This is a genomic window from Bradyrhizobium sp. USDA 4502 (assembly GCF_054063355.1).
The window spans coordinates 6,126,324-6,152,494 of record NZ_JBSSGF010000001.1; the positions used below are offsets into that span (position 1 = coordinate 6,126,324).

27 protein-coding genes and 3 pseudogenes are annotated in these 26,171 nt (G+C 60.5%); 21 read left to right on the forward strand and 9 right to left on the reverse strand.

Annotated features, from left to right (window positions below):
- Positions 1–5: 5 nt before the first annotated feature.
- Positions 6–977, reverse strand: coding sequence for an AraC family transcriptional regulator (locus ACVW1B_RS28435; protein WP_456822559.1), 972 nt, complete (start codon positions 975–977; stop codon positions 6–8).
- 520 nt (positions 978–1,497) lie between these two features.
- Between ACVW1B_RS28435 and ACVW1B_RS28440 the strand changes: the two genes are divergently transcribed.
- From ACVW1B_RS28440 to ACVW1B_RS28470, 7 genes are all read left to right on the forward strand, one after another.
- Positions 1,498–3,150, forward strand: a complete 1,653-nt coding sequence (locus ACVW1B_RS28440) for a fatty acid--CoA ligase (RefSeq protein ID WP_456822560.1) — start codon at positions 1,498–1,500, stop codon at positions 3,148–3,150.
- Positions 3,151–3,194: 44 nt separating this feature from the next.
- Positions 3,195–3,671 (forward strand): MaoC family dehydratase, encoded by a 477-nt coding sequence (locus ACVW1B_RS28445; RefSeq protein WP_456822561.1) that lies wholly within the window; start codon positions 3,195–3,197, stop codon positions 3,669–3,671.
- Positions 3,668–5,371 (forward strand): alpha/beta fold hydrolase, encoded by a 1,704-nt coding sequence (locus tag ACVW1B_RS28450; protein ID WP_456822562.1) that lies wholly within the window; start codon positions 3,668–3,670, stop codon positions 5,369–5,371. The genes ACVW1B_RS28445 and ACVW1B_RS28450 overlap by 4 nt, the downstream gene beginning before the upstream one ends.
- Positions 5,364–6,314, forward strand: a complete 951-nt coding sequence (gene phaZ / locus ACVW1B_RS28455; RefSeq protein ID WP_456822563.1) for a poly(3-hydroxyalkanoate) depolymerase — start codon at positions 5,364–5,366, stop codon at positions 6,312–6,314. Before ACVW1B_RS28450 ends, phaZ begins: the two co-directional genes overlap by 8 nt.
- Before the next feature lie 16 nt (positions 6,315–6,330).
- Positions 6,331–6,756: a phasin family protein gene (locus tag ACVW1B_RS28460; RefSeq protein ID WP_456822564.1), complete on the forward strand. Its 426-nt coding sequence runs from the start codon at positions 6,331–6,333 to the stop codon at positions 6,754–6,756.
- A gap of 101 nt (positions 6,757–6,857) precedes the next feature.
- Positions 6,858–8,075, forward strand: coding sequence for an acyl-CoA dehydrogenase family protein (locus ACVW1B_RS28465; RefSeq protein WP_456822565.1), 1,218 nt, complete (start codon positions 6,858–6,860; stop codon positions 8,073–8,075).
- A 48-nt stretch (positions 8,076–8,123) separates the two neighbouring features.
- Positions 8,124–9,668: an acetolactate synthase large subunit gene (locus ACVW1B_RS28470; RefSeq protein WP_456822566.1), complete on the forward strand. Its 1,545-nt coding sequence runs from the start codon at positions 8,124–8,126 to the stop codon at positions 9,666–9,668.
- A gap of 227 nt (positions 9,669–9,895) precedes the next feature.
- Here ACVW1B_RS28470 and ACVW1B_RS28475 read toward each other — a convergent pair.
- A pseudogene (locus tag ACVW1B_RS28475) lies at positions 9,896–10,267 on the reverse strand (helix-turn-helix domain-containing protein); the annotation flags it as partial.
- A gap of 748 nt (positions 10,268–11,015) precedes the next feature.
- On the opposite strand from ACVW1B_RS28475, the gene ACVW1B_RS28480 reads away from it, so the two are divergent.
- The 4 genes from ACVW1B_RS28480 (at position 11,016) to ACVW1B_RS28495 (ending at position 12,949) form a co-directional block, all read left to right on the forward strand.
- Positions 11,016–11,759 (forward strand): hypothetical protein, encoded by a 744-nt coding sequence (locus ACVW1B_RS28480; protein WP_456822567.1) that lies wholly within the window; start codon positions 11,016–11,018, stop codon positions 11,757–11,759.
- A gap of 127 nt (positions 11,760–11,886) precedes the next feature.
- Positions 11,887–12,204: an STAS-like domain-containing protein gene (locus tag ACVW1B_RS28485; RefSeq protein WP_456822568.1), complete on the forward strand. Its 318-nt coding sequence runs from the start codon at positions 11,887–11,889 to the stop codon at positions 12,202–12,204.
- 123 nt (positions 12,205–12,327) lie between these two features.
- Positions 12,328–12,741, forward strand: a complete 414-nt coding sequence (locus ACVW1B_RS28490) for a hypothetical protein (RefSeq protein WP_456823074.1) — start codon at positions 12,328–12,330, stop codon at positions 12,739–12,741.
- A gap of 22 nt (positions 12,742–12,763) precedes the next feature.
- A complete protein-coding gene (locus tag ACVW1B_RS28495) occupies positions 12,764–12,949 on the forward strand; it encodes a hypothetical protein (protein ID WP_456822569.1) in 186 nt (61 codons plus the stop codon).
- Positions 12,950–13,068: 119 nt separating this feature from the next.
- On the opposite strand, the gene ACVW1B_RS28500 is transcribed toward ACVW1B_RS28495, so the two are convergent.
- Positions 13,069–13,800, reverse strand: a complete 732-nt coding sequence (locus ACVW1B_RS28500) for a hypothetical protein (RefSeq protein ID WP_456822570.1) — start codon at positions 13,798–13,800, stop codon at positions 13,069–13,071.
- 69 nt (positions 13,801–13,869) lie between these two features.
- Between ACVW1B_RS28500 and ACVW1B_RS28505 the strand changes: the two genes are divergently transcribed.
- The 4 genes and pseudogenes from ACVW1B_RS28505 to ACVW1B_RS28520 all read left to right on the forward strand — a co-directional run.
- On the forward strand, positions 13,870–14,553 hold the full coding sequence (locus tag ACVW1B_RS28505; protein ID WP_456822571.1) for an SOS response-associated peptidase: 684 nt from the start codon (positions 13,870–13,872) through the stop codon (positions 14,551–14,553).
- Positions 14,550–15,647, forward strand: coding sequence for an SEC-C metal-binding domain-containing protein (locus ACVW1B_RS28510; protein WP_456822572.1), 1,098 nt, complete (start codon positions 14,550–14,552; stop codon positions 15,645–15,647). The genes ACVW1B_RS28505 and ACVW1B_RS28510 overlap by 4 nt, the downstream gene beginning before the upstream one ends.
- A gap of 100 nt (positions 15,648–15,747) precedes the next feature.
- Positions 15,748–16,113 carry a hypothetical protein gene (locus ACVW1B_RS28515; protein ID WP_456822573.1) on the forward strand — a complete coding sequence of 122 codons (366 nt, stop codon included), beginning with the start codon at positions 15,748–15,750 and terminating at the stop codon, positions 16,111–16,113.
- Positions 16,114–16,253: 140 nt separating this feature from the next.
- Positions 16,254–16,601: pseudogene (locus ACVW1B_RS28520) on the forward strand (helix-turn-helix domain-containing protein); the annotation flags it as partial.
- A gap of 96 nt (positions 16,602–16,697) precedes the next feature.
- Here ACVW1B_RS28520 and ACVW1B_RS28525 read toward each other — a convergent pair.
- The 4 genes and pseudogenes from ACVW1B_RS28525 to ACVW1B_RS28540 all read right to left on the reverse strand — a co-directional run bounded on the left by ACVW1B_RS28525 (position 16,698) and on the right by ACVW1B_RS28540 (position 20,656).
- Positions 16,698–17,693, reverse strand: a pseudogene (locus ACVW1B_RS28525) (tyrosine-type recombinase/integrase).
- On the reverse strand, positions 17,683–18,627 hold the full coding sequence (locus tag ACVW1B_RS28530; protein ID WP_456822574.1) for a tyrosine-type recombinase/integrase: 945 nt from the start codon (positions 18,625–18,627) through the stop codon (positions 17,683–17,685). The pseudogene ACVW1B_RS28525 and the gene ACVW1B_RS28530 overlap by 11 nt, the downstream one beginning before the upstream one ends.
- Complete coding sequence (gene tnpA, locus ACVW1B_RS28535; RefSeq protein WP_456822575.1) at positions 18,624–19,550, reverse strand: IS66-like element accessory protein TnpA; 927 nt, start codon at positions 19,548–19,550, stop codon at positions 18,624–18,626. Before tnpA ends, ACVW1B_RS28530 begins: the two co-directional genes overlap by 4 nt.
- Positions 19,551–19,894: 344 nt before the next feature.
- The gene (locus tag ACVW1B_RS28540; RefSeq protein ID WP_456822576.1) at positions 19,895–20,656 is read right to left on the reverse strand and encodes a hypothetical protein; all 762 of its coding nucleotides are present in this window, start codon (positions 20,654–20,656) and stop codon (positions 19,895–19,897) included.
- A 784-nt stretch (positions 20,657–21,440) separates the two neighbouring features.
- Here ACVW1B_RS28540 and ACVW1B_RS28545 point away from each other — a divergent pair.
- Positions 21,441–21,878 carry a hypothetical protein gene (locus tag ACVW1B_RS28545; protein WP_456822577.1) on the forward strand — a complete coding sequence of 146 codons (438 nt, stop codon included), beginning with the start codon at positions 21,441–21,443 and terminating at the stop codon, positions 21,876–21,878.
- A gap of 41 nt (positions 21,879–21,919) precedes the next feature.
- Complete coding sequence (locus tag ACVW1B_RS28550; RefSeq protein ID WP_456822578.1) at positions 21,920–22,099, forward strand: DUF3606 domain-containing protein; 180 nt, start codon at positions 21,920–21,922, stop codon at positions 22,097–22,099.
- A 19-nt stretch (positions 22,100–22,118) separates the two neighbouring features.
- Here the strand turns inward: ACVW1B_RS28550 and ACVW1B_RS28555 are convergent, their stop codons facing one another.
- Both ACVW1B_RS28555 and ACVW1B_RS28560 read right to left on the reverse strand, forming a co-directional pair.
- A complete protein-coding gene (locus tag ACVW1B_RS28555; RefSeq protein ID WP_456822579.1) occupies positions 22,119–23,153 on the reverse strand; it encodes a hypothetical protein in 1,035 nt (344 codons plus the stop codon).
- A gap of 201 nt (positions 23,154–23,354) precedes the next feature.
- On the reverse strand, positions 23,355–23,786 hold the full coding sequence (locus ACVW1B_RS28560; RefSeq protein WP_456822580.1) for a hypothetical protein: 432 nt from the start codon (positions 23,784–23,786) through the stop codon (positions 23,355–23,357).
- 865 nt (positions 23,787–24,651) lie between these two features.
- Here ACVW1B_RS28560 and ACVW1B_RS28565 point away from each other — a divergent pair.
- The 4 genes from ACVW1B_RS28565 to ACVW1B_RS28580 all read left to right on the forward strand — a co-directional run bounded on the left by ACVW1B_RS28565 (position 24,652) and on the right by ACVW1B_RS28580 (position 25,996).
- Positions 24,652–24,837: a hypothetical protein gene (locus ACVW1B_RS28565; RefSeq protein ID WP_456823104.1), complete on the forward strand. Its 186-nt coding sequence runs from the start codon at positions 24,652–24,654 to the stop codon at positions 24,835–24,837.
- On the forward strand, positions 24,779–25,135 hold the full coding sequence (locus tag ACVW1B_RS28570; RefSeq protein ID WP_456822581.1) for a P63C domain-containing protein: 357 nt from the start codon (positions 24,779–24,781) through the stop codon (positions 25,133–25,135). The genes ACVW1B_RS28565 and ACVW1B_RS28570 overlap by 59 nt, the downstream gene beginning before the upstream one ends.
- A 194-nt stretch (positions 25,136–25,329) precedes the next feature.
- Positions 25,330–25,497 carry a hypothetical protein gene (locus ACVW1B_RS28575; protein WP_456822582.1) on the forward strand — a complete coding sequence of 56 codons (168 nt, stop codon included), beginning with the start codon at positions 25,330–25,332 and terminating at the stop codon, positions 25,495–25,497.
- Positions 25,498–25,744: 247 nt separating this feature from the next.
- Entirely contained in the window at positions 25,745–25,996 is a 252-nt protein-coding gene (locus ACVW1B_RS28580) for a hypothetical protein (protein ID WP_456822583.1), read from the forward strand.
- Positions 25,997–26,171: the final 175 nt, after the last annotated feature.

The following is a 26,171-nucleotide window of genomic DNA, read 5'->3' on the forward strand; positions in this document are numbered from 1 at the left end:
CACCTTCACAAAGCCTCGGAATCACTGCGGATATCGCTCGGCGCCTTGTTCGTCCATCGATGGAAGGCGCGCCTGAAGTTGGCCGCGTCGCTGAAACCGAGCGCCAGCGCGATGTCCTCATTGGACAGCGTCGTATTGCGGAGATATTTCAGGGCAATCTGGGTGCGCAACTCGTCCCGCAACCCACGAAAGGAGAAACCCTGCTGACGAAGCTGGCGCCGCAGTGAGCGGTCGTTCATGCCAAGCAGCTTTGCGATAGCCTCGAAACTCGGCGGGTTGGCAATATCACGAAGCAGGACCGCGCGAATCTTCCCGGCGACGCCTACGCGCAACTTCAGATCCCCGAGCAGGTCGTCGCATAAAGCGACGATGGTCGGATATGTGGTCTTGTTGCCAAGATCCGCGCTGCGATCCAGCCATTGTGCGGTGAAAACGATCTCGTTGACCGGCTGATCGAAGCGGACCGGGCACCGAACTTGATCGAACGGAAGTTCGAAATCGGATGCCTCCGAATACGCGAGCCTGATCTCCGCGGGTACAAAACCCGGTCCCATGATGTCGCGCATCAGCGATATGTGGATGCCGATCTGCATCTCGGTGACAAATCGGTAGAGCGCGGAATCGGTGAGCGCATACAGATTCGGCTCAATGGCCCACCTGGCGGATGCCTTGTCCTCGCGAAATTCGATCGCCACCAGCGGCGCAGCGAGCGCGTGGTAACGCATCGCGAATTCCATCGCCTTGCGGAAGTCGGGACAGCAGAGCAGCGCATAGCCGTACATGCCGTAGGTGGAAATATGGATCGAGCCGCCGATTCGATAAGGCAAGTGACGATCGGTCGACAATCGCAAAGCGTTCTGACAGACCGTCATCAGCTGCGTCAGCGAGATCCGCGCCTGCGGCGAATGAACATCGGCGAGCGCAATGTTCGTGTCGCGCAAGATGGCATCGGCGGCGGCGCCCTGGCTGCGCAGCATGTCGAACACCGCGCCGAGCTTGGTGGTCTCGTAGACCTTGTCGCCGGCACCGACGGTCAGACCGTCACTGCGAGCGCCCAGGGGCCGCTTCAAGCGTGTGGTTGGTTGCAAAGTGAACCAGCCTTTCCTTCAATCTGGTCGCAAGACACCGCACTGCGGAAGCGGTGCGTATCTCAATTCGCCAACACCTCGCAAGATAGCCGGTTCGTCGGACAACCCAAGACATATCAACGAGTCCTCTCCTGCTGCGGGGCAGCAAAATGAGACCGGTGAGAGACCGCAAGGACAGCAAGAGAGCAGTTTCGGTAAAGACGATTGCCGTCGATGAGAGCAGTCTGTCCGGTTCAGACCCGGCCGATGTCCGTTTCGGACCTTCACAAATCTCGGGCGCCACGCGACGCTTCGGCCTAATGTCAAGCGGTGAAACCGCCGCAACACAAGACGGCAGTGCACGCGATCCGCTCATCTTCGAGTTGCGGACGATGCGGTCGGAGGGAATGCCAAGTCGAGGGAGGCTTCCATGGTTGGAAGGCTGATTCAGACTGCCCAATCCGCTTACCAATATCCGCTCATCTTCAAGCAGCTCTGGCACACGCCGCGCGTGCAGGCGCCGGACCAGGAGGTGGTCTACCGTAATCTGAAGCGCTTCACCTATCGCCAGACCCGGGAGCGGATCGGCCGCCTCGCCTCGGCGCTCAGTAAGGCCGGCGTCGAGCCTGGCGATACGGTCGGTGTGCTCGAGTGGGACAGCCATCGCTTCCTCGAAGCATTCTTCGCGATCCCGATGATGGGCGCCGTACTGCAGACGGTGAACGTCCGCCTGTCGCCGGAGCAGATCGCCTACACGATCAATCACGCCGGCGCATCGACGCTGCTGGTCAACGAGGAATTCGTCGGCCTACTGGAAGGGCTGAAGGCGCAGCTGCCGAACGTCAAGCGGATGATCGTGATGTCGGACCGGCCGGCGCCGCAGACCGGCGGCCTGTCCTTCATCGGCGAATATGAGAACCTGCTTGCGGCAGCCTCGCCCGATTACGACTTTCCCGACTTCGACGAGAACACCCAGGCCACCACCTTCTACACGACCGGTACGACCGGGCTGCCCAAGGGCGTCTACTACAGCCACCGCCAGCTCGTGCTGCACACGATCGCCGGGCTGGCGCTGTTCGGTATGGCCGGCTCGCAGGGGCGATTCTCGCGCGACGACGTCTACATGCCGATCACACCGATGTTCCACGTGCACGCCTGGGGCTTCCCGTGGTCGGCGACGCTGGCCGGCACCAAGCAGGTCTATCCCGGCCGCTACGAACCGGCGATGCTGGTCAAGTTGATCAAGAGCGAGGGCGTCACTTTCACCCACGGTGTGCCGACCATCCTGCAGATGCTGCTCAACGCCGCCGCCGCGGCCAATGTCGATCTCAACGGCCTCAAGATGGTGATCGGCGGCTCGGCCCTGCCGAAGGCGCTAGCCAAGCAGGCGATGGAGGCCGGCATCGACATCTTCGCCGGCTACGGCATGTCGGAGACCGGGCCGCTCGCCGCAGTGTCCCATGTCAGCTCCAAGGATCTCAGCGGCGATCCCGACGGCGAAGTCGAATTCCGGACCCGCGCCGGAATGGCCGGCCCACTGGTCGATTTGCGTATCGTCGATTCCGACATGAAGGACGTGCCGCATGACGGCAAATCCGCCGGCGAAATCGTGTTGCGGGCGCCTTGGCTCACTCAGGGCTACTTCAACAATCCGGAAGGCTCCGAGCAGCTCTGGGAGGGCGGCTATCTGCACACCAGCGATATCGCCGTGGTCACCCCGGGCGGCTACGTCCACATCACCGATCGGATCAAGGATGTGATCAAGACCGGCGGCGAATGGGTGTCCTCGCTGCAGATCGAGGATCTGATCTCGCAATGCGCCGGCGTCGCCGAGGCCGCGGTGATCGGCGTCAAGGACGACAAATGGGGCGAGCGGCCACTCGCGCTGGTGGTCAAGAAGCCGTCCGGTGCCGACGGCCTCAGCGACGAGACCATCAAGGACCATCTCAAGGTGTTCGCCGACAAGGGCGTCATCTCGAAATACGGCATCCCCGGCAAGATCCTGTTCATCGACGGCATTCCCAAGACCAGCGTCGGCAAGATCAACAAGAAGGAGCTGCGCGAGCAATACGGCGACATGTGACGGGTGCGGGCACGCCTCAGAAAAACTTCGAGGAGGACAACAGGATGAGCAACCTCACAATGGCCGGGCTGGGCGACCATGTTGGAAAGGAGCTCGGGCTTTCCGACTGGATCGCGATCGATCAGCAGCGTATCGACAATTTCGCATCTTGCACCGGCGATCACCAATGGATCCATGTCGACGTCGAGCGGGCGAAACGGGAGAGCCCGTTCCGCGGTCCGATCGCACATGGCTACCTGACGCTCGCGATGGTGGCGCCGCTCGCCATGGAGGTCGGGATCATTCCGCGCGATGCCGCCGCCGGGCTGAACTACGGCGTCGACAAGGTGCGCTTCCTGGCGCCGGTGCCAGCAGGCGCACGGGTGCGGCTGCGCGTCGTGCTTGCTGGCATCGAGCCGCGGGACGGTGGCCAGGTAATCATGAAAACCCTGAATACGCTGGAGGTCGAAGGATCGGAGAAGCCAGCGCTGATCGCCGAAACGCTGGCGCTTCTGATTCCCGCAGCGGGAGCAAGGCAATGAGCACCGAAAATCGCAGTCCGGTTTCCTCGGCGTCTGACATGTCCGAGGCCGCGTCCAGGAATACGCTGGCACTTAATCCGCTGGTCGGCATCCAGAGCCAGGATCTTGTCGAGGGCGCGGGCGTCCTGTTCAAAGCGGTCATCAACGAACCGAAGGTCGCAACCGAGCAGTGGCTGTCCTTTGTCAACGAGCTCGGATCGATCGCTGCCGGTAAGTCGGAGCGGGCGCCGAAGGCTGGCGACAAGCGATTTGTCGATCCGACCTGGAAGGAGAGCTCGCTGCACTCCGGCCTGCTCAAGGCCTATCTGGCCTGGGGCGAGGCGGTCAACGGCCTGGTCGACAAGACCAGCCTCAGCGACATCGACAAGCAACGCGCGCATCTGATCACGGACATCCTGATCGATGCCGTCGCGCCGACCAACACGATGCTCACGAACCCGGCAGCGGTCCGCAAGTTCATCGACACCGGCGGGCAAAGCCTGTGGAGCGGGCTGAAGAACTACATCGGCGACCTGACGCAGAATCGCGGCATGCCTTCGATGGTGGACATGAACGCCTTCAAGGTCGGCGAGAACCTCGCGACTACCGCCGGTGCCGTGATTTTCCGCAACGAGTTGCTCGAGTTGATCCAATACACGCCGACGACCCCGACGGTCAGGAAGCGGCCGCTCGTGATCACGCCGCCGCAGATCAACAAGTACTACGCACTCGATCTCTCGCCGGACAAGAGCATGGTCCGCTTTCTGCTCGAGAGCGGCATCCAGGTCTTTGCCGTCAGCTGGCGTAACCCGACGGCGGCGCACCGCGACTGGGGCCTGGATGCCTATGTCGCCGCGCTCGACGAGGCCGTCAACGCCGCGTGCGAGATCAGCGGCAGCGACGACGTCTCGATGATGGGGTCCTGCTCCGGAGGCATCACCGCGACCGCCTATTTCGCCACGCTCGGCAGCGCGGCGGAGAAGAAGATCAAGAACCTGGTTCTGGCGGTCTGCCTGCTCGACCCCAACTCGGCCGAGGAGAGCACATTCGGCTGCCTGATGACGCCCGAGACCATGCGCGCGGCCAAGGCGACGTCGCAGCTTCGCGGTATTGTCGACGGCCACGACCTGGCCCGAATGTTCGCCTGGATGCGGCCCAACGATTTGATCTGGAATTACTGGGTCAACAACTATCTGCTCGGCAATCAGCCGCCAGCCTTCGACATCCTCTACTGGAATGCCGATACGACCCGCCTGCCGGCGGCGCTCCATGGCGACTATCTCGACCTTTATTTCTCCAACCCGTTCGTGAACGCCGGCAAGCTGACGCTCAACGACAAGACCATCGACATGAGCAGGGTCAAGGCCGACAGCTATATCGTCGGCGGTATCACCGACCACATCACGCCGTGGCAGGGTGTCTACAAGACCGCTCAGATCATGGGCGAAGGTACCACCTTCGTGTTGTCGAACAGCGGACATCTGCAAAGCCTGCTCAATCCGCCGACCAATCCGAAGGCGTCCTTCATGATCGGGCCAGTCGCCTCGGGGCAGCCCGACGTGTTCCTGGCGTCGGCCGAGAAGCGCAAGGGCAGCTGGTGGCTCGACTGGCGGGACTGGTTGCAGCCGCGCTCGGGCGACGAGATGGCGGCGCCTGCCTCGCTCGGCAGCACGCGCTATCCGGCCCTTGGTGCGGCTCCGGGGACCTACGTCTTTGAGTGATGATCCCACCAGCACCGACGAGGCGAGACCGGCAGCGGTGGCGCAGCGCCGCGCTATCGAGACGCGGCAGGTGACGATCGACGGTCAATTGCTTCAGGTCGCGATCCGGCATGGCGGCGGCAGCGGGCCGCCGCTGCTGCTGTTCAACGGCATCGGCGCAAATTGGGAGCTGGCGCGGCCGTTCCTGGAAGCGCTCACCAATACGACCGCCGTCATCTTCGACGTACCCGGTGTTGGCGGGTCGCCGAGACCAGCATGGCCGTATCGCCCGTCGACGTTGGCGCGGCTTGCCGCCGATCTCGTTGCGGAGCTCGGCCATGCCGAGATCGATGTCGCGGGCGTGTCATGGGGCGGCGGAATCGCACAGCAATTCGCCCATCAATTTCCAAAACGGTGCCGGCGCCTGGTGCTTGCCGCGACCGCACCGGGTTTCACCATGGTGCCGGCAAGTCCGTCGGTTCTTTGGAAAATGGCAACGCCGCGCCGCTACACCGACAAGGACTACATGAACCGGATCGCGGCCGACATCTATGGTGGCGCGTTTCGCGGCGATCCGACATTGATCGGCAGGCATGCGAACGCGATGCATGGCGCACGCAACATGGGCTATTTCTATCAACTCCTTGCGATGACCGGTTGGACCAGCCTACCGTGGCTTTGGTCCTTGCCGCAACCGACGCTGATCCTGATGGGCCGCGACGACCCGCTGGTCCCTCCGATCAACGGTCACATCATGGCGAGCCTGATTCCGAACGCCGAGTTGCTTCTGATAGACGACGGGCACATGTTCATGGTGACGCGTCCGGTGGAAACAGCGCGCCTAGTCGAGGCCTTTCTTGCCGACGAGAGCCGCGAGGTCGCGCCGTCATCCCTGCTTTCACGCACGACCAGTTACTTGAGAGATCTTGTTCCAACGTCTGGAGACGGACGGCAAAAGTCGTAACCACAGGGAGGATATCATGACGGATAACAGCTCATATATCGACATGCTGCGGAAGTTCGGGAGTGATCTCGGCCTGCCGAAGCTGAACGTCGACGAATTGCTGCAGGCCCAGAAGAAGACTCTCGAAGCGCTCGGCCAGAGCGCGAAGGTCGCAGCCCAAGGCGCGCAATCGGTGGCGCAGAAGCAGCGCGAGGTGCTGGAGGCGGGCCTGCGCGAGGCCTCGACGCTGGCGCGTGAATACAAGCCGTTCAAGGTTCAGGAAAACCTTTCCTTGCAGACCGAGTTCGCCCGGAAAATGTTCGATATCGCGGTGAGGGGGGCACAGGACAGCGCGTCGACGGCGCGGCAGTCGACCACCGATGCGGTCAAGATCATCCAGGATCGCGTGAAAGAAAGTTTCGAAGAGTTCCGCTCCAGCATCCGCCCGAACAAATCGGCTTGAGATCATCAGTGCGGACGCCACAGCGATCGTCGCGGCAACGCTTCGTCTGCCAAGACCAAGCGACAACGAACAACACCTCGGCGGGCATTAGGGAGGAAACCATGGCCAACGCGCAGGCAACTCGGTCTGCAAGGACCGATTACGTCCCACCGCCGATCAACGGCGACTTCTACGGGATTGCCGACGTCCTGAACGACAAGGAGCGCGCGCTTGTGCGGCGCGTGCGCGAGTTCACCGAGGGCGTGATCGCTCCTGTCATCGAGGAGTTTTGGGGCCGCGACGAATTTCCGTTCGCGATCATTCCGAAGATGGCCGAGATCGGCATCGGCGGCGTCGGCTATCAGGGCTATGGCGCGGCCGGCGGCAGTTGGCTCCTCAACGGTTTCGTTGCAATGGAATTGGCGCGGGTCGACTCCTCTGTAGCGACCTTCTGGGGTGTACACACCGGGCTCTCTGCGGGTTCGATCTATCTGTGTGGCGACGAGGCGCAGAAGCAACGCTGGTTACCTTCGATGATGCGCTTCGAACAGATCGGCTCGTTCGGCCTGACCGAACCATTGGTCGGCTCCGCGACGTCAGGTGGAATGCTGACGACCTGTCGGCGCGAAGGCGACGCCTGGATCCTCAATGGCCAGAAGAAGTGGATCGGCAACGCCACCTTCGCCGATATCAATGTGATCTGGGCACGCGAGGAGAGCTCGAACCAGGTCAAGGGCTTCGTCGTGGCGAAGGACAATCCCGGCTTCTCGGTCGAGAAGATCAAGACCAAGATGGCGCTTCGCGTGGTGCAGAACGGCCTGATCACCCTGAAGGACTGCCGTGTCCCCGAGGCGGACCGCCTGCAGAACGCAAATTCCTTCAAGGACACTGCCAAGGTGCTGCGCATGACCCGTACCGGCGTCGCCTGGTTCGCCGTGGGGTGCGCGATGGGTGCCTATGAGCACGCTTTGCGTTACGCCACCGAGCGAAGGCAGTTCGGCAAGCCGATCGGCGGTTTCCAGTTGGTTCAGGACCTCCTGGTGCGGATGCTCAGCAATGTCACCGCGACGCAGGCGATGATGTTGCGGCTCGGACAAATGCAGGACAAGGGCGTGATGCTGGACGAGCACGCCTCGCTGGCCAAGGCATTCTGCACCGTCAAATGTCGCGAAAGCGTCGGCTATGCACGCGAGTTGCTCGGCGGCAATGGCATCCTGCTCGAGAACCATATCGGCCGCTTCGTCGCCGACGCCGAGGCGATCTACTCCTATGAGGGAACCAGGGAGATGAACACCCTGATCGTCGGAAAATCGATCACAGGGCTGAGCGCCTTCGTCTGACCAACGCGATCCCTGAGAGTTGAGACAGCCTAACGACGGAGAAGCGACATGAACGGCGCGGAAAGTCTGTTGCGGACACTGGTCGGATCCGGTGTCGAGGTCTGCTTTGGCAATCCCGGCACGTCGGAGATGCACTTCGTGGCGGCGCTCGATCGGGTCGAAGGCATGCGAACCGTGCTCGGCTTGTTCGAAGGCGCGGTGACCGGCATGGCCGACGGTTATGGCCGCATGGCCGAGAAGCCCGCGGCGACGTTGCTGCATCTCGGGCCGGGCCTCGCAAACGGGCTCGCCAACCTCCATAACGCACGTCGCGCCGCAACGCCGATAGTCAATATCGTCGGCGACCACGCGACCTATCACGCGCAATACGACGCGCCGCTCGCTTCCGACGTCCATGGTTTCGCACGGCCGGTCTCCGCGTGGGTGCATTCATCGGCAAGTGCTCACACTGTCGCCGCGGACGGAGCCCGCGCGGTTCAAGCCGCTTTGCAGTATCCAGGTCAGATCGCGACCCTGATCTTGCCGGCCGACACCGCATGGCTGGAAGCCGATCGTCCGGCGCCGGCCCTGCCTAAGCCCGTGCCAGCGCAGGTTTCGCTTGAGGCAATCGATCAAGCCGCAGCCGCGCTCCGGTCGGGCAAGAAAAGCATGATATTGATCCGTGGCGCCGGGCTGAAAGAACGCGGGCTCAATGCGGCCGGCCGGATCGCCGCCGCAACCGGCGCGCGGATCGCCTGCGACACCTTTGCGCCACGTTGCCAGCGCGGCGCCGGCCGCGTGCGGGTCGAGCGCATCCCCTACTTCGCCGAACAGATCGTCGAGTTCATGAGCGGCACGGAGCAGCTCATCCTCGTCGGCGCCAAGCCGCCAGTCAGCTTCTTCGCCTATCCGAACAAGCCATCCTGGTGCACGCCGAAGGATTGCAGGATCCTCTATCTCGCCCACGCGCACGAGGATGGCACGGCGGCGCTGGAAGCCCTCGCCGACACCATGAAGGCCACAAATCAGCCGCTGCATATCGGCACATCGGACAAGCCGGAGATTCCGGCGGGCCCGCTGAATCCACAAACCGCCGGACAGGTCATCGCCCATTTTCTTCCCGAAGGCGCAATCATATCCGACGAAGGTGCGACGGCGGGCGGCGGAGTGCATCGCTTTGCAGCCACGATCGCGCCGCACGATCATCTGGCGCTGACCGGCGGCGCGATCGGACAGGGCATCCCGCTCGCCACGGGTGCGGCAGTCGCCTGCCCGGGCCGGAAGATCGTCTGCCTCCACGGCGACGGCGGAGCCATGTACACGCTGCAAGCATTGTGGACGCAGGCGCGGGAATCACTCGACGTCACCACGGTGGTGTTTGCCAACCACTCTTATGCAATCCTCAATATCGAGCTTGGCCGGGTCGGCGCCGGTGAACCCGGACCGAAGGCATTCTCGATGCTCGATCTGCACAATCCCGAGCTCGATTGGGTCAAGCTGGCGTCGGGGATGGGCGTGGAGTCGAGCCGTGCAATGTCAGTCGGGGAATTCGCAAGCCAGTTCGGCAGCGCGATGCAAAATCAGGGCCCCCGCTTGATCGAGGTCGTGCTGTAATTTGGAGTGCGAACAGAGGACTTCCGGAGAGACGCCGCATCGCCGTTGGCGTCCCGCCCTTCACAAGTGTCCGAGCGGAGGAGGCCAATACGACACACAGGGTACAGCGCTCGGTCCCGTCGTACGATGCGATTCGCCTCCTACGCACGTGAACTATCCACGATCACGGCCAAACCACGATAGCCGGCGCCGATCGCTTCGCCGTCGTCAAACTACCAGTGGCCGCCTGCGCGCTTGACCAGGCCATGGCGATCGAGAACCGCATGGATGGTGCTCTTGGCCGGAACCCGGATATCGCCGTCGAGCCGCCGGACCAAGAGCTCACGGATCTTGCGCGCGCCCCAGTGCGGTTTCTCGGCTTTGAGACGAACAATCAGGCCCTCGATTGGCTCGGGGAGCTGATTGGCATAGCGCACCGGTCGCCGCGACCGATCGCATAGCGCCGCCGCGCCCTGTTCCCTGTAGCGATCGAAAATCTTGTAGCCGGTCTTGCGGGACACGCCGAACTCCCGGCAGACGTCCGTCATGGCCTCCCCGTCCAGCAGACGGGCGACAAAGCGAAGGCGCTCTTCCATCACCGAACTCGCTTTCCACGGCATCCACACCTCCCGCAGAACAAAAGCGGAAAGTGTAACCCATGTGTCCGGTACGAAATGTCACCTATGTCTCGGGCCGCTCACTCATAAAAGCAAACAGAAAGACGACTCAGATCGACGTACTTGGCCAGCCTTGCAACCTGTGATGCGATCTAATAGGCAATTAATAGGCACTGCCGCCGAGCTGGTGACACTCGAGTACCTCGGCAAAAAGCGATCCGGGCACCGTCTGACCGCTGATGAGGATCGGCATGAGCGTCGCGCCACCGCGCCCTCGGCCTGTCCGTAGGTCATGAGCCTCCGCCCTTTCGCCGCCGCCTACTGGCGGTGCTCTCGGTACGCCCTATTGAACGCCCGCAGCCGCCCGGTGCCCCGGAGTGAGGCCATGAACTGGTCAATCCGCTGCGCCGCGTCGCTGGCCCGGGCAATCGCCGCATCGTGCTCCGCCAACGTCACATGCTGGTCGTCCGCAGCCTGCCGGAGCGCTGCCATCATGGCGGCGACATCCGGCCGGTCGCCAGCGTGCCGCCGCGCGGCCCGGGGACGGCAAGGGCGCGTTCCTGGGGACCAAGGTCGACCGCCGTCCTCGATAGTGACGCTGATCGCCGCCGCGCCGGAGGCATTCAGGTACTGGATACCAGCGTTTTCACTGACAGGTGTGCAAGCCCTTCTGCCTCTAAGGCATCGCTGGCGCAGGTTGCCACGTCACGATTATACTACCGCGTTTTTTTAAGTCCGATTCGAGGTGGTGTTGCCTGCGCCGATTGTACAGCTGCCGTATCAATTCAATGGACTGTCCTTGTCGAAGGTTGCAGCCGATCTCGCCGCGCATGCCGCGAACGGGTGGCCGCCGGAGGTCAACATCGATTTCGGAAACCTCGGCTTTGTCCGACCGGCGGGCATCGTATTTCTCAGCAACGTATTCGCGTGGATGCAGGCTCAGGGCACCAAAATCACACTCGTCAACGTCGGCGGCAACGGCGACGCAGTTAGGTTTTTGGACGACTCGCTTTTCTTCGAGCAGCATTGCGGGGCAAAGCTCCGCCCCGACGCATCGCCAAGGTCGACAACGCAGCCGCTGATGCGGATCGCCCACCAGAATTCCCACGCTTGGCTGGAACACAACCTTGTCCCTTGGCTGGCATCGCGACTGTCGATCTCGCCCGCCTCGCTGTATAAATTCAAAAACTGCGTGGCTGAGCTGTTCAACAATATTCAGGACCACACCCAACTCGACATAGGCACCATCTGCGCGCAGCACTTCCCCCGGGAAGCCTTGGTCTACATATCGCTGTCGGACATGGGGCTCGGCATCCCCGGGCGTGTCCGGACCAAGCTGCCACAGTTGTCGGACGCGCAGGCCATCATCAAGGCAACCGAGGCAGGATTCACCACCAAGACGACCCCGGGAAATCAAGGGATCGGCCTTGCCTACTGCTCAACGCCGTCAAGGTTAACGGCGGAACTGTCTCGATTTACTCGCTCAATGCGATAGTTCGGTTCCCGCCCCAAGGCGGACCGTTTATCGTTCCGAACGTCGGGTTCTGCCCGGGAACGACTATCGACATTGTGCTCAGAACGGATACGATTGAAGCACTTCCCGATGACCGGGAAGACCTCGAATGGTGATGAAAATGCGAGAGCGTATAGTAGTAGCTCGCACTTCGGGCCGCGCAGATACTGCCGAGCAAGGCAGCCGCCTTTATGACGCCCTGTGCACCGCACTGGCGCGGCGAGATGCTGTTGTCGAGCTGGATTTTCAGAGCATCACCACCGCAACGTCCTCATTTGCCAACCTCGCTTTCGTGCAGTTGCTCACGAAATGGTCCTTGGCGGATTTGAAGCACCGCCTGAGGGTTGTGAACTCAACGCGCCAGATCAACGAGATGATCAAATCCCGGCTGGAGCGCGAGGGCAGCTCGGGCAAGGCGGTCGCCTAGGACCGCCTCTGCTGCGTGCGCGGCATCCGCTATCCACACCGACCACAAGTATCTCGCTGGACTGCCGGGCCCCAACGGATTGATAATTTGCCGACCGCCCGCCGCCGCGCTTTGATGGTCGGCATGGGCTCGAAATCTCGCGAATACATCTACGGCGCCAGCATCCGCGCCGCCGCCGAGCAGGCCGCCGAGGCGCGCCGGAAGGCCGACTGGCTGGCGTGCGAGGCGTGGAACGCGCGCATGCTCGGCTTTCAGGGACCGGCGCAGCCGTCGCCTACCCTTGGCGACGCACTCAATGCAGGCTATCGATTTCTTGAGGTGAAGTGCCTCGGTTGCGAGACGCATCAGACCGTTGCGCTCGATGTCATCCGCCGACCGAAGGCGACGCCGATCCACGAGCTGGAGCGTCGCATGCGCTGCAAGGATTGCTCGGCGGTCCGGGGCTATCCCTACAAGCGCAGTCACCTCGTCGCGCTGCGGACCACCAAGATTTCAGCCAGCGATCCACCGTCAACGTGGTGGCCGGGAGAGCGTTAAGACCATTTAGAGGAGCAAGAGAATGAAGGTTACGGTGAAGGCTATCCGCGACGATGACGGCACCGTGTTGGGCGAAACGATCTTCGACATACAGGATAAACAGGATCGCACCCGCGCCGTCGCTGATCTGGTAAACTCGGTCTACAATAAGGCGCCCGATCCCCTAGACCCGCCGCCATTCACGCTGCATTTCGACCGTGCAAAATAGGTTCTTGCTCGGCCGAGCGTCTGATGACGATTTCAGTTGAGCGGTCCACAGTCGTCATGGTGGCCGGGAGAACGGTAGCAGTCGATGTACAACCGCCAAGACTACTGTACGCAGCCCCCTCAATCAAAATTGAAAATCGTGCCCTGTTTGGTCCAAATGACGGCACGAGGCCGTGTCGCGGCAAAACTAATTGTGGGATACCCGGTTGCGCGAGGTCCCTCAGAAGACCATTCGGATTCTGCTAACTCAATATCGGCGATCAATGGTTGCCGGGATGGCGTGGCTCCGACGATGCGAACGCACATCACAACAGATCGAGAGGGGTCGCCGCGAACATCCTTTGGTGCCAGCACCGAGATGCGCCCATCCGGCATGAGCTGGGCACTTTCGGGCGGCCAGCGAGGATCGAACCTTACTGTCAGCAGTTTCGTGACCGACTCCTTCTCCTTAACCACAAACGTGTCCACTTCGAAACGAAGTGATCCGAATTTTGAGCCGCAAGGACTGCTGCTAGCCGCAGTCCTTTTCGAAGTATCTTCAATGAGCAAGGCCACGCCCAGCACAATTATCGGTCGCGTGCCGGTGTTCATAAACGCCATGTCAAGTTTCCCCTCAACCTGCAAGCGTTTGTCGGCGGTCCGAGTGAGAAGCGGAGGATCGCCGAAAAAAACCTGCATTTCCTCGCTCTGGCGCAGCAGGCTGAAATAGGCTGTCATGGCGGATATTGCGAGCGCGCTGATGGAAACGAGAATGGCAACCCAGTCCTTGCCTTTGAGTGGCTCCCGCGTCTGTTGCGGCGCTTCTGGACCACGTAAGCGCCTCCTGAACGCCTCCAATCGCTCGTTTGCCATTGTTCTCGCTCGCTGGCGAATTACCAAAGTGGGCTACTTACTACGAGTCGGGTGCAACTGAGCAATTCCATGTGCAACCTCTATTCGATCACGACCAACCAAGCCGCGATCCTCAACCTCTTCCGCGTCGTCAACCGCTACGTCGGCAACCTCGCGCCGATGCCGGGCGTGTTTCCCGACTACCCTGCCCCCGTGATCCGCAACGCAGGCGCCGAGCGGGAGATGATCCTGATGCGCTGGGGCATGCCGCCCCCGCCACGCACAGGCGGGCCGCCGGTCACCAACATCCGCAATACGTCGTCACCGTACTGGCGCGGCTGGCTCAAGCCCGAGAACCGGTGCTTGGTCCCGTTCAATAGCTTTGCCGAGTACGCCCCGGAGCCAAACCCGGAGACCAAGAAAAAGGACGTCGTGTGGTTCGCGCTCGGCGACGACCGGCCGCTCACCGCGTTCGCCGGTATCTGGACCGAGTTCAAGGGCGACCGCGGCACCAAGTCAAAGCCGATTCCGGGGCCGCATCTCGTCTACGGATTCCTGACGACTGCGGCCAACGCGGTGGTTGTGCCAATCCACGAGAAGGCCATGCCGGTGATCCTGACCACCGACGAGGAGCGCGACGTTTGGCTGCGCGCGCCATGGGATGAGGCCAAGGCGCTGGAGCGGCCGTTGCCGGATGATGCGCTCAAGATCGTGATGCGCGGGGCAGACAAGGAAGATCATCCACCGTCGCCGAGGGCTGAGATCACTTCATGATGGTCAAGATCAGCCGCAACCAACCATGTCCGTGCGGGAGCGGACTACGACACAAACACTGCCACGGCAGTTTTGCGCCTGATCCTTCCCCTCAGGACCTCTTCCCGAGCGATGTCGATACCTTAAGCGAGCGCTACAACGAGCGCGCGAATGCAATGGTCATAGAGTGCGGGCTACAGGCGAAGCACTCCGTGGTCGCTGAGCTTTGGCCGGATGCCTATCTTGGTGCATCTGCTGAAATGCAGGACGATGGCACGAATGTTATCAAGATCAACCGCGGAACTGTGTTTCTGTTGCGCGATCTGTTTGACCAGGTGCTGTCGCACCCGAACAATTTCCCCCACATAGGATGGCCCAGTAGGGAGATTGTTCACAGAGATTATCAACCTAAGCGCAAACTCTATGATCTGACGACCGCCGCACAACGCAGCTGGCAGCCGAAGGACCCCGCACGCGCGAAGTACGCCTCCGACCTCGCCCTTGCAGCCATTGATCACTTGTTCGACCATGAGATGGGCCACATATTCAACGGTCACACCGCTCTCCAGAAGCAGGTCACTGGCTCCAGCCTGATCTCAGAAGCGGGATCGACTTCACCCCTCTCTGCGCTGGACTACCAAGCTTTCGAATATCAGGCCGATTGTTTCGCCATCGGACAAGGCTTGCACCGGCTTCGCACCGGGCCGGGCGTCACTGCGAAACGGGTATATGACTTATTGTGCGCGATCTATCTCCAGTATCGAATATGGACGGAGGATTTGAGAGCGATCTCGGTCGAACGTGTTCTAGCACAGAAAAAACACCCGCCCGCGAACATCCGACTGCGTTTGATCTTGGGCTCAAGCGTCGAAGTCATGCTTCATCGCAAGTTGTTGCCCATGCCAAACTTCGGAAAACTGATGGTCAATGCAATGCTTGAGTGTGAAGAGGGACTCGCGCGCTTGACGAGGACGTTCATCGATCCCGATAGACTGATGGACGATGGTGGTTTGACCGAGCAGGTCACGCCCGCCTTGCACGACAACTTTAAGAAATTGCGGCCACGATTGCTGCCGTATGCCTTCGGTGGAAGGCTGAGCCCTGACCTTTCGTGAATCTGCCGCCCATCGAGCACAGCCGACTATGCCTGCCCTGCAACGGCGGTGAGCGACCCGGCCACCGAGACGCTATCGCTGATTTCCAACTGCCACCGATTTGACGCCCGGTCGCGTTCCAAGCTGGCAGCGTGCTTTCGACGATCCGATTCCGCTGCCAGACGGCTGCAAGCTGATCACCCTGCCCGATACTGCCAACTACATCATGAAGCTGCCGAAGCGTGAGCGGGATGCACTGGAATGGCAGGCAGCGATCGAGGCGCTGATGCTGGTGGCGCGCGGCGGCCCGACGCTGCGAATGCGCGATGCGGAAGACCATCATGCTATACCAGCGCGGCGCTCGTATTCACTAGAGTCTGCCCGCAGAAATGTGCTTAATCGTGCTGATTCCGCTCGATGTCGCCCACGATTCCGGAATGATCTCGCCCACCGTTCCGATTTGATGTCGCCCGCCATTCCGAGATGATCTCGCCCACCATTCCGGGATGATGTCGCCCGGGGTATCGCAAGGGCGAACCCGGGGTGACGAGGCCTCTTCTGGCTCCGATACGGTCCCGCCTTTCGGCTTTGCGAAGGGGGACCTGGATGCCGACGGAGAGGTTTGCGATGCGCCATGTGCGCGATGTGATCAGATTGAAGTCGGCCGGGATGCCGACCCGCGAGATTGCGCGGCGGGTGGGGACAGCCCCTTCGACGGTGCGGTTGACGATCCACCGGGTCGAGGCAGCGGGGCTGACCTGGCCATTGCCCGACGACATCACCGACGCTGCGCTGGAAGCCCGGCTGTTCGCCAGCGCGGGAGCCGGTCCCGGCACCCGGCGGGGCCATCGCCGGCAGGCCGAGCCGGACTGGGCGGCGGTACACCGCGAACTCCGGCGCAAGCATGTGACGCTGTCGATCCTGTGGGACGAGTACATCGCGGGCGAACCCGGCGGGTATCGTTATTCGCGTTATGTTGCGGCCAGATTTATGTTGTCGCTGCTGGAGTGAGCCAAGGATTTCGCCGACCTCCTCGGCTCGCTCCGCAACATAAGAGTGTGACCTTTCGCCCTACAGGGCCTTCAGGAATGCCATCAACGACGGGAGAGAAGATTGCCGAGGCGGCGGCCTCAGGCTGCTGATATCGACCCTGGCTAACGCCTCTGCTTTCATCTCCAGGTCGACTTCAGCATAGATGTGCGTGGTGTCTAATGACACGTGGCCCAGCCAAGCACGGATCGTGTTGATGTCGACGCCGGCGCGCAGCAGGTGCACGGCCGTTGTGTGCCGAACCGTATGTGGGCTCACGCGCTTCGTCGCCAACGTTGGCACCGTTTCGCCCGCCATAGCGGCATATTGCGTCACGAGGCGGTGTATTCCGAAGCGCGTCAAAGGCTGGTTCGTCCGCCCGAGAAAGACCGCTTCACTTTTGCTCCGGTCGGCCACAAGACGAGTCAACGAGGTTGCCGTCGTTGACTACAATGGACAGATTCTGACCTTGTTTCCCTTGCCGTGAAGTCGCACCGACGGGGACGCACCCAGTTGGAGATTGCCGACCGTCAATTTCGCTGCCTCATCGGCCCGAGCACCGCTGTTGTATAGGAAAAGCAGCAGAACATGGTCGCGCACCCCAAGACTCGTGCGTCTGTCAGGTTGGTTTAGCAACGCGTCCATCTCGGCCTTTTCGAGATATCCGATCGCGGTCTTGGCCGCCTTCTTGAACGGCACTGCCCGCATCTCGGAACACCAGGCCAGGTGGACCGGCGAACGCGTCCCGATAAAGCGCGCCAGTGAATGGACGGTCGCCAGCCGTTGGTTCCGGGTAACCTCGCTGCACTGGCGATCGCGCTCTAGGTGGTCCAGGAACTTGCGGACGACTTCCGGCGTCAGCTCTTCGACGGTCATGCGATCGATGGCGCAGCCTCCCTGCTTGCTGGCAAACGGCAGCAACAATGTCAGCGTGTCGCGGTAGCTGGCTTGGGTGTTGCGGGAAAGATTGCGCTCGGCGACCAGATGTTCCAGCAAGAATCGCCGGATCCACGGACCAAGCAGGCTCTTATCCTTCATGGTCGGCCTCCATCGCGTACAGAGCAAAGCGCTCGCTGGCCGCCTGGAGGAGATCCGGCGTCATCTGCAAATAGCGCTGGGTTGAACGGATATCGATGTGGCCAAGGTAGGTTGCGAGTTGCGGAAGTAGTCGCTGCACCTCCTGGCCGGAGCGATACCATGCGATCACCCGGTGCACCGCGGCTGTGTGGCGAATATCGTGCAGCCGTGGAGGTCGAGGCTCGCCGACAGGGCAACCGATTCCGGCGGCTCGGCGGACATGCTGAAACCAGGAGATGACCCGCACATAGTGCCAGGGTCGACTGCCGCGCGTAGTGAATAATGGAGATTCTTGTCCGCTCGGCAAAGGGAGCCGGCGACGGCGCTCGACGTACTCGACCAGTTCCTGGTTGAGCTTTGGTCCGATTGGCACGAGGCGCGTTTTGAAGAACTTCGTGTCACGGACAGTGATGACCTGATCAGTCAGATCCACGTCTTGCAAGACCAAACGAAGCGCCTCGCCAATGCGCATGCCGCTTCCGTACAGCAACAAGAGGAGCGTACGGTACATAGCTGGCACGTGAGGGCGATGTCCAAACTTCAGAATCGAGGTCGCGTCCAACAGACGGCGCAGTTCTTCCGTGGAATAAACATAGGGCCTTTGTTGCGGCGGTAGCTTTGGAAACGTTGTCGGCAGTGGGGAGGATGCCGCGTACCCGCGACTGATGGCGAATCTATAAAGGCCGCTCAAAATCCTATATCGCATCATCCAGGTGGCACTGAGCGATCCTTTGCCTTGGAGGAACTCGGCTACCGCCTCTGGGGTGACTTCGCCGATATCTCGATTGCCCATCGCTCGGCAGAACCTGCGGAGCAGAACCTCAGCGGACTCGAAACGCGCCCCCAGTGACCGTTGCTTGGCCAGATAGGCATCAACAACATGGGTCAGCATCATTGGAGGCCTCCCAGGTCGAACGCTCCGACCTCGCGAAGTGCCTGTATGTTCACCTTGGCGTAGATGCTGGTTGACGCCGCGCTGCGATGTCCCAAATGGTCCCCGATCTCCTTTATCGACAGACCTTCGGCAAGAAGCCGGGAGGCGCAGGCGTGGCGCAACGCATGGCCACCGCGGTGGGCAGCGTCGATTCCAAGTGCAACAAATCTGCGGTTAGCGACATCATAGATGCTCCCTGCCTTCAACGGTCGACGGGGCGCGTGCATGCAGAGGAACACTTCTGGGCACGATGATAGCGGCCGCGCCGTGTCGATGTAGCGGGCGAGCGCCTCAGCCGCAGAGAGGACCAGCGGGTAGATCTGCGGCTGGCGGCGCTTCAGGCGGAAAAGCCGTAGCGTCCCACCGGGCCAGTCGATCTGATCGAGGCGCAATGCCGCCACTTCGCCGCTGCGCATCCCATAGACCGCGAGCAACAGCAGGATCGCACGATCACGGATGTCCCGGGGGGTGTCAGTCTCGGCGTCGGCCAACATGCGCTGCACGTCGTACCAATCTGGGGCATACGGCAACGACTCGACATGCGCGTCCACTCGGATGCGTCGTCGGTTGCCAAGATCGATCTCGATCAATCCAGTACGCGCGGCTGCCACGGAGCGCACTCGGCCGTCACCCGCAGGCAAAAGCTTCGCAGTTTCCTCCACCTCCGTAGCGACGATCTGCACCGGCGCAAAAGATGGTACGACCTGCTCTGATGTCCGTGCTTGTCGACGCCAGGTAAACACCAGGCTGGCCGCGACTCCGTTGCGGCGCGCAACCTCAGTCACCTTCGCGCCCGGCACCAACGTCTCCTCGACAATCCGTGCCTTGTCGTCCTGCGACCAGCGCCGCCGCCGCTCCAGCCCGCCCAAAACCTCGACCCGCATCGCCTGATGACCTTAAAGCTAGACTTAAGGCTACACGCTTCGCGAATTACCTCGCGTCACGCAAGACGGCGCCCGTCGGATGCGTACGCTCCGCGCAAGGCGGCCCTCGCCGGAGCGATACGAATAGCCGCTCGCGGTGGCGCAACAGCGGTGCCGTCATGGACGGTCATGCTGTTTTTTGGATGCTTGGGCGCAATGGGCGGCAACTACCTCGGCAAGGTGGTCCAGCGCCGCAAGCAGGACGACCTACCCGGCCGACCGGAAGTCCTTCGCAGGCTGGTGGAGATTGGTCTAAAGGCGAAAAAAAGCGACGCTAGGAGTAATCCCAATCCAGCGAAACGGCCCTAGTATCTAGTTATTACGTCCCAGCGGCTACGATCCTTCGTTTCGTTTCGATACGCTTCGACCGATGGATAAGAACGATCAGCACCAACCACCAAGACTGAATGGTTCGGAAGAACGGCAAGCTTCACACCGCCGGCATCGTAGATGGTTGTGCCGACAGGGAAGGCTTCAGAGTCTTGAACCGACGGCGGTGAAGGTACAGTAGCCTTGGCCCACGGCACCGGCTTCGGCTGAATGAAATTTGTGTGAATCGGTTCTATGGGTTCGTCGGGCGCCCGCTGCGGTGAAGAGTATGCAGCCACTTGCCCCCATCGAATACTCATCGGGCCAGTGTCGGCTTCGACATTCACAAATTCATCACCATTATGGACGTGCCGCCGTCTCAAGCCATCCACGTACCAGACGCTGGGATGCGGACTATGACTGTTTTTGACGTGCGCAAAATCAAAGAGGATTCCATTCTTAGCGACGGCCTCGGACTTTATTTGCGCTACACGGAGCATCTCCGCTGCCTGTTTCTGAGACGCGCCCGAAAGCAATCCGCTCACGATCGAGATGGCCGCAGCCTCTCCTAGCAGTGTCCAGCTAGGCGATCCCAAAACACCTCCACCAAGCGATCCGCCGCCAACGCTCTTGGCGGCTTGGGCCCGAAGCTTAGCCACCTCTTGCACGCCTTCTTCGTCGTAGAGCATGACTTTGAGCAGCGTGAGTTTTTGCCCAGACGACAGTAAGACGACCGGGCAGTTCGTCTCTTCTGACATAGCGCTCGCAATCCCCCGAGTAGGAATAGTTCTAGACTAGCAAGCTCTCAGCGGCACTAGCTCTCGGCCTCTCCGACGCTTTACCGAAGAAATCTGTCGTAAATCTGCAATGCGATTTTACTTCAAGCCGGAATCGCGCTTATTTCTTTTATAAAGCTCCTGGTCAGCGGCGCTAGCTTGGAACAACGCGGGTGCACCACCCATGCTCAGGCTGAATCCGGGTGCGTGAGGGATGAGTGGAAACGCATGTGCGAGAGCGTCTGTGCAACCCGCTTGGGTGAATTCGCAGCTTATCGTTGCCGGCGGCGGATGTCCCCCAGTGTCCAGACACGATGATTGCGACTTCTTGAAGTAGCGCGTTCGTTGCCCGTTCATTGTGGCGGCGCCAGTACCGCATGGCTTGTAGAACGTTCCAACCTGCGTCCGAAGCTGTCGCTCCGCGTAGTAGTCAACCTCGTAGTCCCGGCTCGCGCCTGCCTTTGCCTGTGTCCCGACTACGATTCCGACCATAGCGATACCGAGAAAAAAGAATCTCATGAACGCTCTCCCAATATACGAGCCGCGGCGCATGCGGTTGTGTTCAACAACTCACTCTATCGCGTCAGGGAGGGTCTGTCGCCGTATTTTCATGGACGAGCCCCCCAACAGGCTCGCGCCGCTACGCAATGGATTTCGGAGCATTGACAGCGGCCAAGCACCGTATGCCGAAGTCCAAAAGACTAGTTGCCGCACAGGGTTCACTCGATCTATGGTCGCGCGTTGATTTCGGGGGATTTTCTCATAAATGCGTAATTTGCGAATGGTGGCGCTGTGCGCTGCCCTAGGCGGCTGTGCCGGCGCCTCAACAATCCCACTGGCGCAAGACACGGTTCAAATAACTGCCCGCGCCGCACCAATCTGCGGTGCCGCAGGCGCTGAGAAGATTGCCGTTCGAGAGGCTGCGGCCGAGACCATCCGCAGGGGCTATGATCGCTTCATCGTCATGAATGCTCAGGCCGGTGCCTCATACGCAGGTAGCACGCCAGTTGTCGTTCAAAATCTCGGAGGCGGCGTAGCCATGGCAAGCGGCGGGACTCCGATGTTCGCGCCCAACCAAGGCCTCGTAATTAAGATGTTTAAGGACGGAGATCCCGGAGCGGCGAATGCCCTGCCCGCGCGCGAAACCTTGGGACCGGACTGGCAAGAACAGGTCAAGAAAAATACCATCAATTGTCTGGGGTGATGCCGGTTGGGATGACTTGGTAAAACAAAGGGAGAGAAGTTATGGCCGACGACAAAAGCAAAACAGATTACCGCGACCGCACCCGCATCAACCTCAATGAGGATTACGAAAAAGAGTACTGGAAAAAGCGCTTTGGAGTGTCGGGGCAGGCGCTAGCGGGAGCTGTTCGCGCTGTCGGTGTGTCCGTGAAGAAAGTCGAAAAATACCTGAAGGAAAAATAGGGCGCCCCGCTGGGCGCGCTCATTGATCGTCAGTGGCGGCGGCAGCCTTAGGTGGCTCCGTCGTCTTGATCAGTTCAGCTGACCTGACATCTCCGTCCACTTCTTTGAAGGCCAGCTCCATCCAAATCGACTCTCTGCTATCCAGCGCCTCTATAAGACGCTTTCTATCGTCTTGCCCAAATAGGCTGTCCGTGAACTTGATTCGATACTGAGTTTTCTTATCCGGCGTAGCAATCAAGATGCTTAGCTCGTTCGGATCACTGGAGTTGATGTCCAGGACGCGCATGCGTTGAATAGCAATCCTCACCTCGGCCTTTTTTCGCGGCGAGGTCCTCAGAAGCTCCGCCTCTTGCTGATTCAAGTGTGTATCGTTGATCACCGTCTGTGGCGTCTTCGATGCTGCCTTCAGAATAGCATCGTTGGTCGCGGTGACTGCCTCGATCGCTCGCTTACCAATATCCCCTTGTTTCTCGACGATTCCAATGATCTTGTTCATCGTTTCGAGTTGCGCGGCTCCGTTAAGGCTGAGCGCCTTTAGGGCTTCCTGATGGTCCTTGCTTTTCAGCTCCTCGATCTGGACCGTCTTGCGTTGCTCTAGCCACGCGCTGAACGACCAACCGGTGCCAAGCAAGAACACAACGCCGAGAATAACGACGGCGGCCTGCTTTCCTGTCATTTTGCCAACCATTGCTTTCAAAAGCTCTTCAGCGGGTTTAGCAAGCTTGGTTACATAATCAGAGCTTCCACCCGATACGACGACACTTATTTGTAGTCGCCGTTTGAGTTCATCAGAAAGTTGACCGCTATCTGGCGAACCGCTCGCCGCCTGTGCAGCGAGTTGATACAGCTGCTTCTGAAGCTCTAGAAATGCCTCCATAAATGGAGGGGTGATGCTAGAATCCACGTCCGGGTGCTGAAGATAGACATGAATTTCGGCCCAATTGCCAAAATCTATGTGCTGAAACTCTTCACTGAAAGGATCTTCGATGTTGAGCAACTGCTGGAGCGAAGCCAGAGCCTCGCCAGGCGTCCCGTCGCGCAGAGCTATTGCCACTGGTCTTTCCCCGCCCGGCAATCATATTTTTTGCAACTTTTCCGACATAGCGCCGAGAGGCAGGGGGCACAATAGCTTTTACGCGCAATTGCACTTCGGCTCTACTTTCGGTTAATGTCACACCCCCTCCCTACGCCAACTCTAGCCCGCCTTTGCGCCCCTTCACCACTTCCGGGCGCCATTCGCCGCCGACTGGATCGTCTATCGCTTGGTACGCTTCTGCGGTGCTGGCGCTGCTTGGGGTGCTGGAGCCGGGCTTTCGGCCCTTGCCGATTCCAGTGAGTTAACTCGCGCACTCAGTGCGCTGAGTTGATCGGACAACAGCTTTTGCTCGCCCTGTTGTGCTGCGGTTTTCTGTTGAGCATCACCGACCCGTTCGGCCTGCCTTTGTTGGTCGGCTTGAATCCCTTGCACTGCCTGTTGGATAGACGACAAAGTCTGTTTGATCTGCTCAATGGCCGGGTCCGGAGGTGGTGCCACCGCGGCCCGCTCATGCGATGCTGCAAGCTTCGTTGCGTTGCTGTAGCTCATCCAAAGCGCACCACCGGCGAGGATGATTGCGAGAATGGCCACGAGCAGCGGAAGCGCCGATCGCGGCCGTGCGTCGACAGGCGTTGACGGGTCGATGGTCATGAGGAGTTCCCCCCGGATTGTGGATAACTAGATTAACTGCCCACTCGGAAGTTGGTTCCGGATTGTCAGCATTGGCTGCTGCGTACCTCCTCCTAAGCCAAGACCCTCCTCGCCTTGGCATCCTTCACTGCTGATACAACCCGCATCGGCAACTCCGCATTCTGCCGCGCAAGCGCATGATTGATCAGCGCCACGGTTTTCTCGCTGGCGTCGCCCTGTATATAGACCGAACCACCATGCACGGTGACGGCTCCGCCGCCAACTCCACCATTCCGCAGTACGTCGTTCGGAATGATTTGCGCGCCTCGGGGGACATTCATAAGCTCGGGACCGTTCTTACCAACGAGCGACAGGCCGCCTGGCGCCGAGTCGGTACCGGAAGCGAACTTTGGAAACGACTGCGCACCAACCGTTATGCTGCCGGTTGGTCCGCTGGATCCCCCAAACAGGCCACTAGCCGCGTCTCGTTCCCATCTTTGGCGGCACATCAACCGACCGAATGTTCGACCCACGCTTTCCGCAAACCGTGCAGACGAACCGCGGCTCGACGTCAGAAATGTGCACTTCGTCAGGCCACCGCGACGCGTCCATCTGGACATTGTGCGAGCACCTGTAGTCCTTGCAAAAGACGATGATGCGAGTTGCGCCGGCTTCGCGCATTTCGCCGAATGTGATCTTGGTGGGATAGTCTCGCATGAGCGCGATTACAGCGCTCCCTAGGGCAGCCCGCAATCCACGAGGGCTGGCACTCCGCTGCTGTTCCGACGCAATACGTCGGTCAAGCTGACGCTTCCCTGTCACAGCCAATAGGATCGAAAGCTAGCGCCATGCGTTGTCCCGTAGAGACTGAACAGGAGGTTCAGCAATGGTCAACGGTCCAGAGCAGAGGAGCAGCGAAGCCGACGATTTGGCAAGCAAGCTCGCAGAATGCGCGAGAGAGGCACGCCATCAAGCGGCGCTTTTACCGGAAGGTCCGGTTCGCGACGTACTACTTGAAAAAGCTAAGCGCTACGAAGCACAGATTCCCGACGACACCACGTACAAGACGTGAAATCCCTGGTGATAACCAGCACACCAAAGGAGATGCAAATCTGCATCTCCTCACACGGTCGGGTCAGATCGCGCCTGGCGTGCAAGCCGAATTGAAGCAAGTAAACCCAAAGCACGAGAGTGGCCGGCGTAAGCACAAATACTTCCAATGGCTCACCACGAACGTCGGATATCCCATGCTACGCGAGCACATCGGATCGGTTGTCACATCACGAAGCTCAGCGCCGACTGGCACGATTTCCGTGCCAAGATCGACAAGCTCCATCCTCACTACGGTCAGCCGACACAGCTTTCAATAGGTTTCACCGAGGAAGAGCAGGACACCGGTAAGGGTCTGTGATGCACCTCTCCCTCCGCCCCACCGTCATAGCCGGCGACAAGCTCGGAACGACTTCGTTGTGATCCGCGAGGGCCGGAGGTCGGTCGGATCAGGCTGGCGACCGAGCGCACCGGCAATCCGGGCTGGACGTATAGCATCACCGTCCCCCTGCCCGTGCTGCCCTATGCCAATGGCAGCGCGCCCGATCTGGAGGGCGCCAAGGCGGCGCTCCGGGAGGCCTGGGAGCGGTTCTATTCCGGCCTGAGCCCAAAGAGCATCGAGCACTGGCACCATACCCAGGACGCGGCTAAAGGGCGGTTCGAACGAACCGAGGAACACTGATCAGGCTTGATTGTTATGCCGCCGTTATGACGCCAACCGTCGCTGTTCATTTTACCTGTCCCGGCTGCCGCATCGTCTATTCGGCGATACAGGAACGTAGCGCAATCCATACGAATACTTCTGGGAGCTTCGATTGCCGGCAATGTGGAATGCTTGTTCACCACTGGGCGGGGATCTACGACTATAACGAATGGAGAATCGCTTCCTTGCCAACCAAGCAACCCAAGATGAGAAATGAAATACGTGGGTGATCGCCCCTACTCCGCCCCCCGAGAAAGCCGCCCGCCGGCTCATAGAGCACGCGCGAGCCTTCGAACCGGTTCAGGATGGCCGGATCTACATCGAGAAGATCAACCATCCGATGCTCTACCAGGACAAGGCGACGCCGGCCGAGTATTGGGCCGGGCTTCAGCACGCGATCGGCCAAGGCTGGCTCGAGTACCACGAGAGCGGGACATTTGTGAGGATGACGCAGTCCGGCAAAGACCTGTTCGCGTGACGAGACGGCCCCAGCGCCCAGGGAGACACTGAGGCCGGCACTTCAAGTGGTTCGTCCAAGTGCTTGGGCAATCGTCAGCACTCGACCTTTCGATAACCAGAATCCAGCACGGCGGTTCCTATCCCGAAAAGAAACGGCCTCAGCACCTTTGGGGGCCGGAGGCCGGTGCTGAGGC

Coding starts and splice junctions, on each gene's coding strand:
- ACVW1B_RS28435 (WP_456822559.1), bottom strand. CDS start 977: ATGCTGCGCAGCCAGGGCGCCGCCGCCGATGCCATCTTGCGCGACACG.
- ACVW1B_RS28440 (WP_456822560.1), top strand. CDS start 1,498: ATGGTTGGAAGGCTGATTCAGACTGCCCAATCCGCTTACCAATATCCG.
- ACVW1B_RS28445 (WP_456822561.1), top strand. CDS start 3,195: ATGAGCAACCTCACAATGGCCGGGCTGGGCGACCATGTTGGAAAGGAG.
- ACVW1B_RS28450 (WP_456822562.1), top strand. CDS start 3,668: ATGAGCACCGAAAATCGCAGTCCGGTTTCCTCGGCGTCTGACATGTCC.
- ACVW1B_RS28460 (WP_456822564.1), top strand. CDS start 6,331: ATGACGGATAACAGCTCATATATCGACATGCTGCGGAAGTTCGGGAGT.
- ACVW1B_RS28465 (WP_456822565.1), top strand. CDS start 6,858: ATGGCCAACGCGCAGGCAACTCGGTCTGCAAGGACCGATTACGTCCCA.
- ACVW1B_RS28470 (WP_456822566.1), top strand. CDS start 8,124: ATGAACGGCGCGGAAAGTCTGTTGCGGACACTGGTCGGATCCGGTGTC.
- ACVW1B_RS28485 (WP_456822568.1), top strand. CDS start 11,887: ATGGTGATGAAAATGCGAGAGCGTATAGTAGTAGCTCGCACTTCGGGC.
- ACVW1B_RS28490 (WP_456823074.1), top strand. CDS start 12,328: ATGGGCTCGAAATCTCGCGAATACATCTACGGCGCCAGCATCCGCGCC.
- ACVW1B_RS28495 (WP_456822569.1), top strand. CDS start 12,764: ATGAAGGTTACGGTGAAGGCTATCCGCGACGATGACGGCACCGTGTTG.
- ACVW1B_RS28500 (WP_456822570.1), bottom strand. CDS start 13,800: ATGGCAAACGAGCGATTGGAGGCGTTCAGGAGGCGCTTACGTGGTCCA.
- ACVW1B_RS28505 (WP_456822571.1), top strand. CDS start 13,870: ATGTGCAACCTCTATTCGATCACGACCAACCAAGCCGCGATCCTCAAC.
- ACVW1B_RS28510 (WP_456822572.1), top strand. CDS start 14,550: ATGATGGTCAAGATCAGCCGCAACCAACCATGTCCGTGCGGGAGCGGA.
- ACVW1B_RS28530 (WP_456822574.1), bottom strand. CDS start 18,627: ATGATGCTGACCCATGTTGTTGATGCCTATCTGGCCAAGCAACGGTCA.
- tnpA (WP_456822575.1), bottom strand. CDS start 19,550: ATGCGGGTCGAGGTTTTGGGCGGGCTGGAGCGGCGGCGGCGCTGGTCG.
- ACVW1B_RS28540 (WP_456822576.1), bottom strand. CDS start 20,656: ATGTCAGAAGAGACGAACTGCCCGGTCGTCTTACTGTCGTCTGGGCAA.
- ACVW1B_RS28545 (WP_456822577.1), top strand. CDS start 21,441: ATGCGTAATTTGCGAATGGTGGCGCTGTGCGCTGCCCTAGGCGGCTGT.
- ACVW1B_RS28550 (WP_456822578.1), top strand. CDS start 21,920: ATGGCCGACGACAAAAGCAAAACAGATTACCGCGACCGCACCCGCATC.
- ACVW1B_RS28560 (WP_456822580.1), bottom strand. CDS start 23,786: ATGACCATCGACCCGTCAACGCCTGTCGACGCACGGCCGCGATCGGCG.
- ACVW1B_RS28565 (WP_456823104.1), top strand. CDS start 24,652: ATGGTCAACGGTCCAGAGCAGAGGAGCAGCGAAGCCGACGATTTGGCA.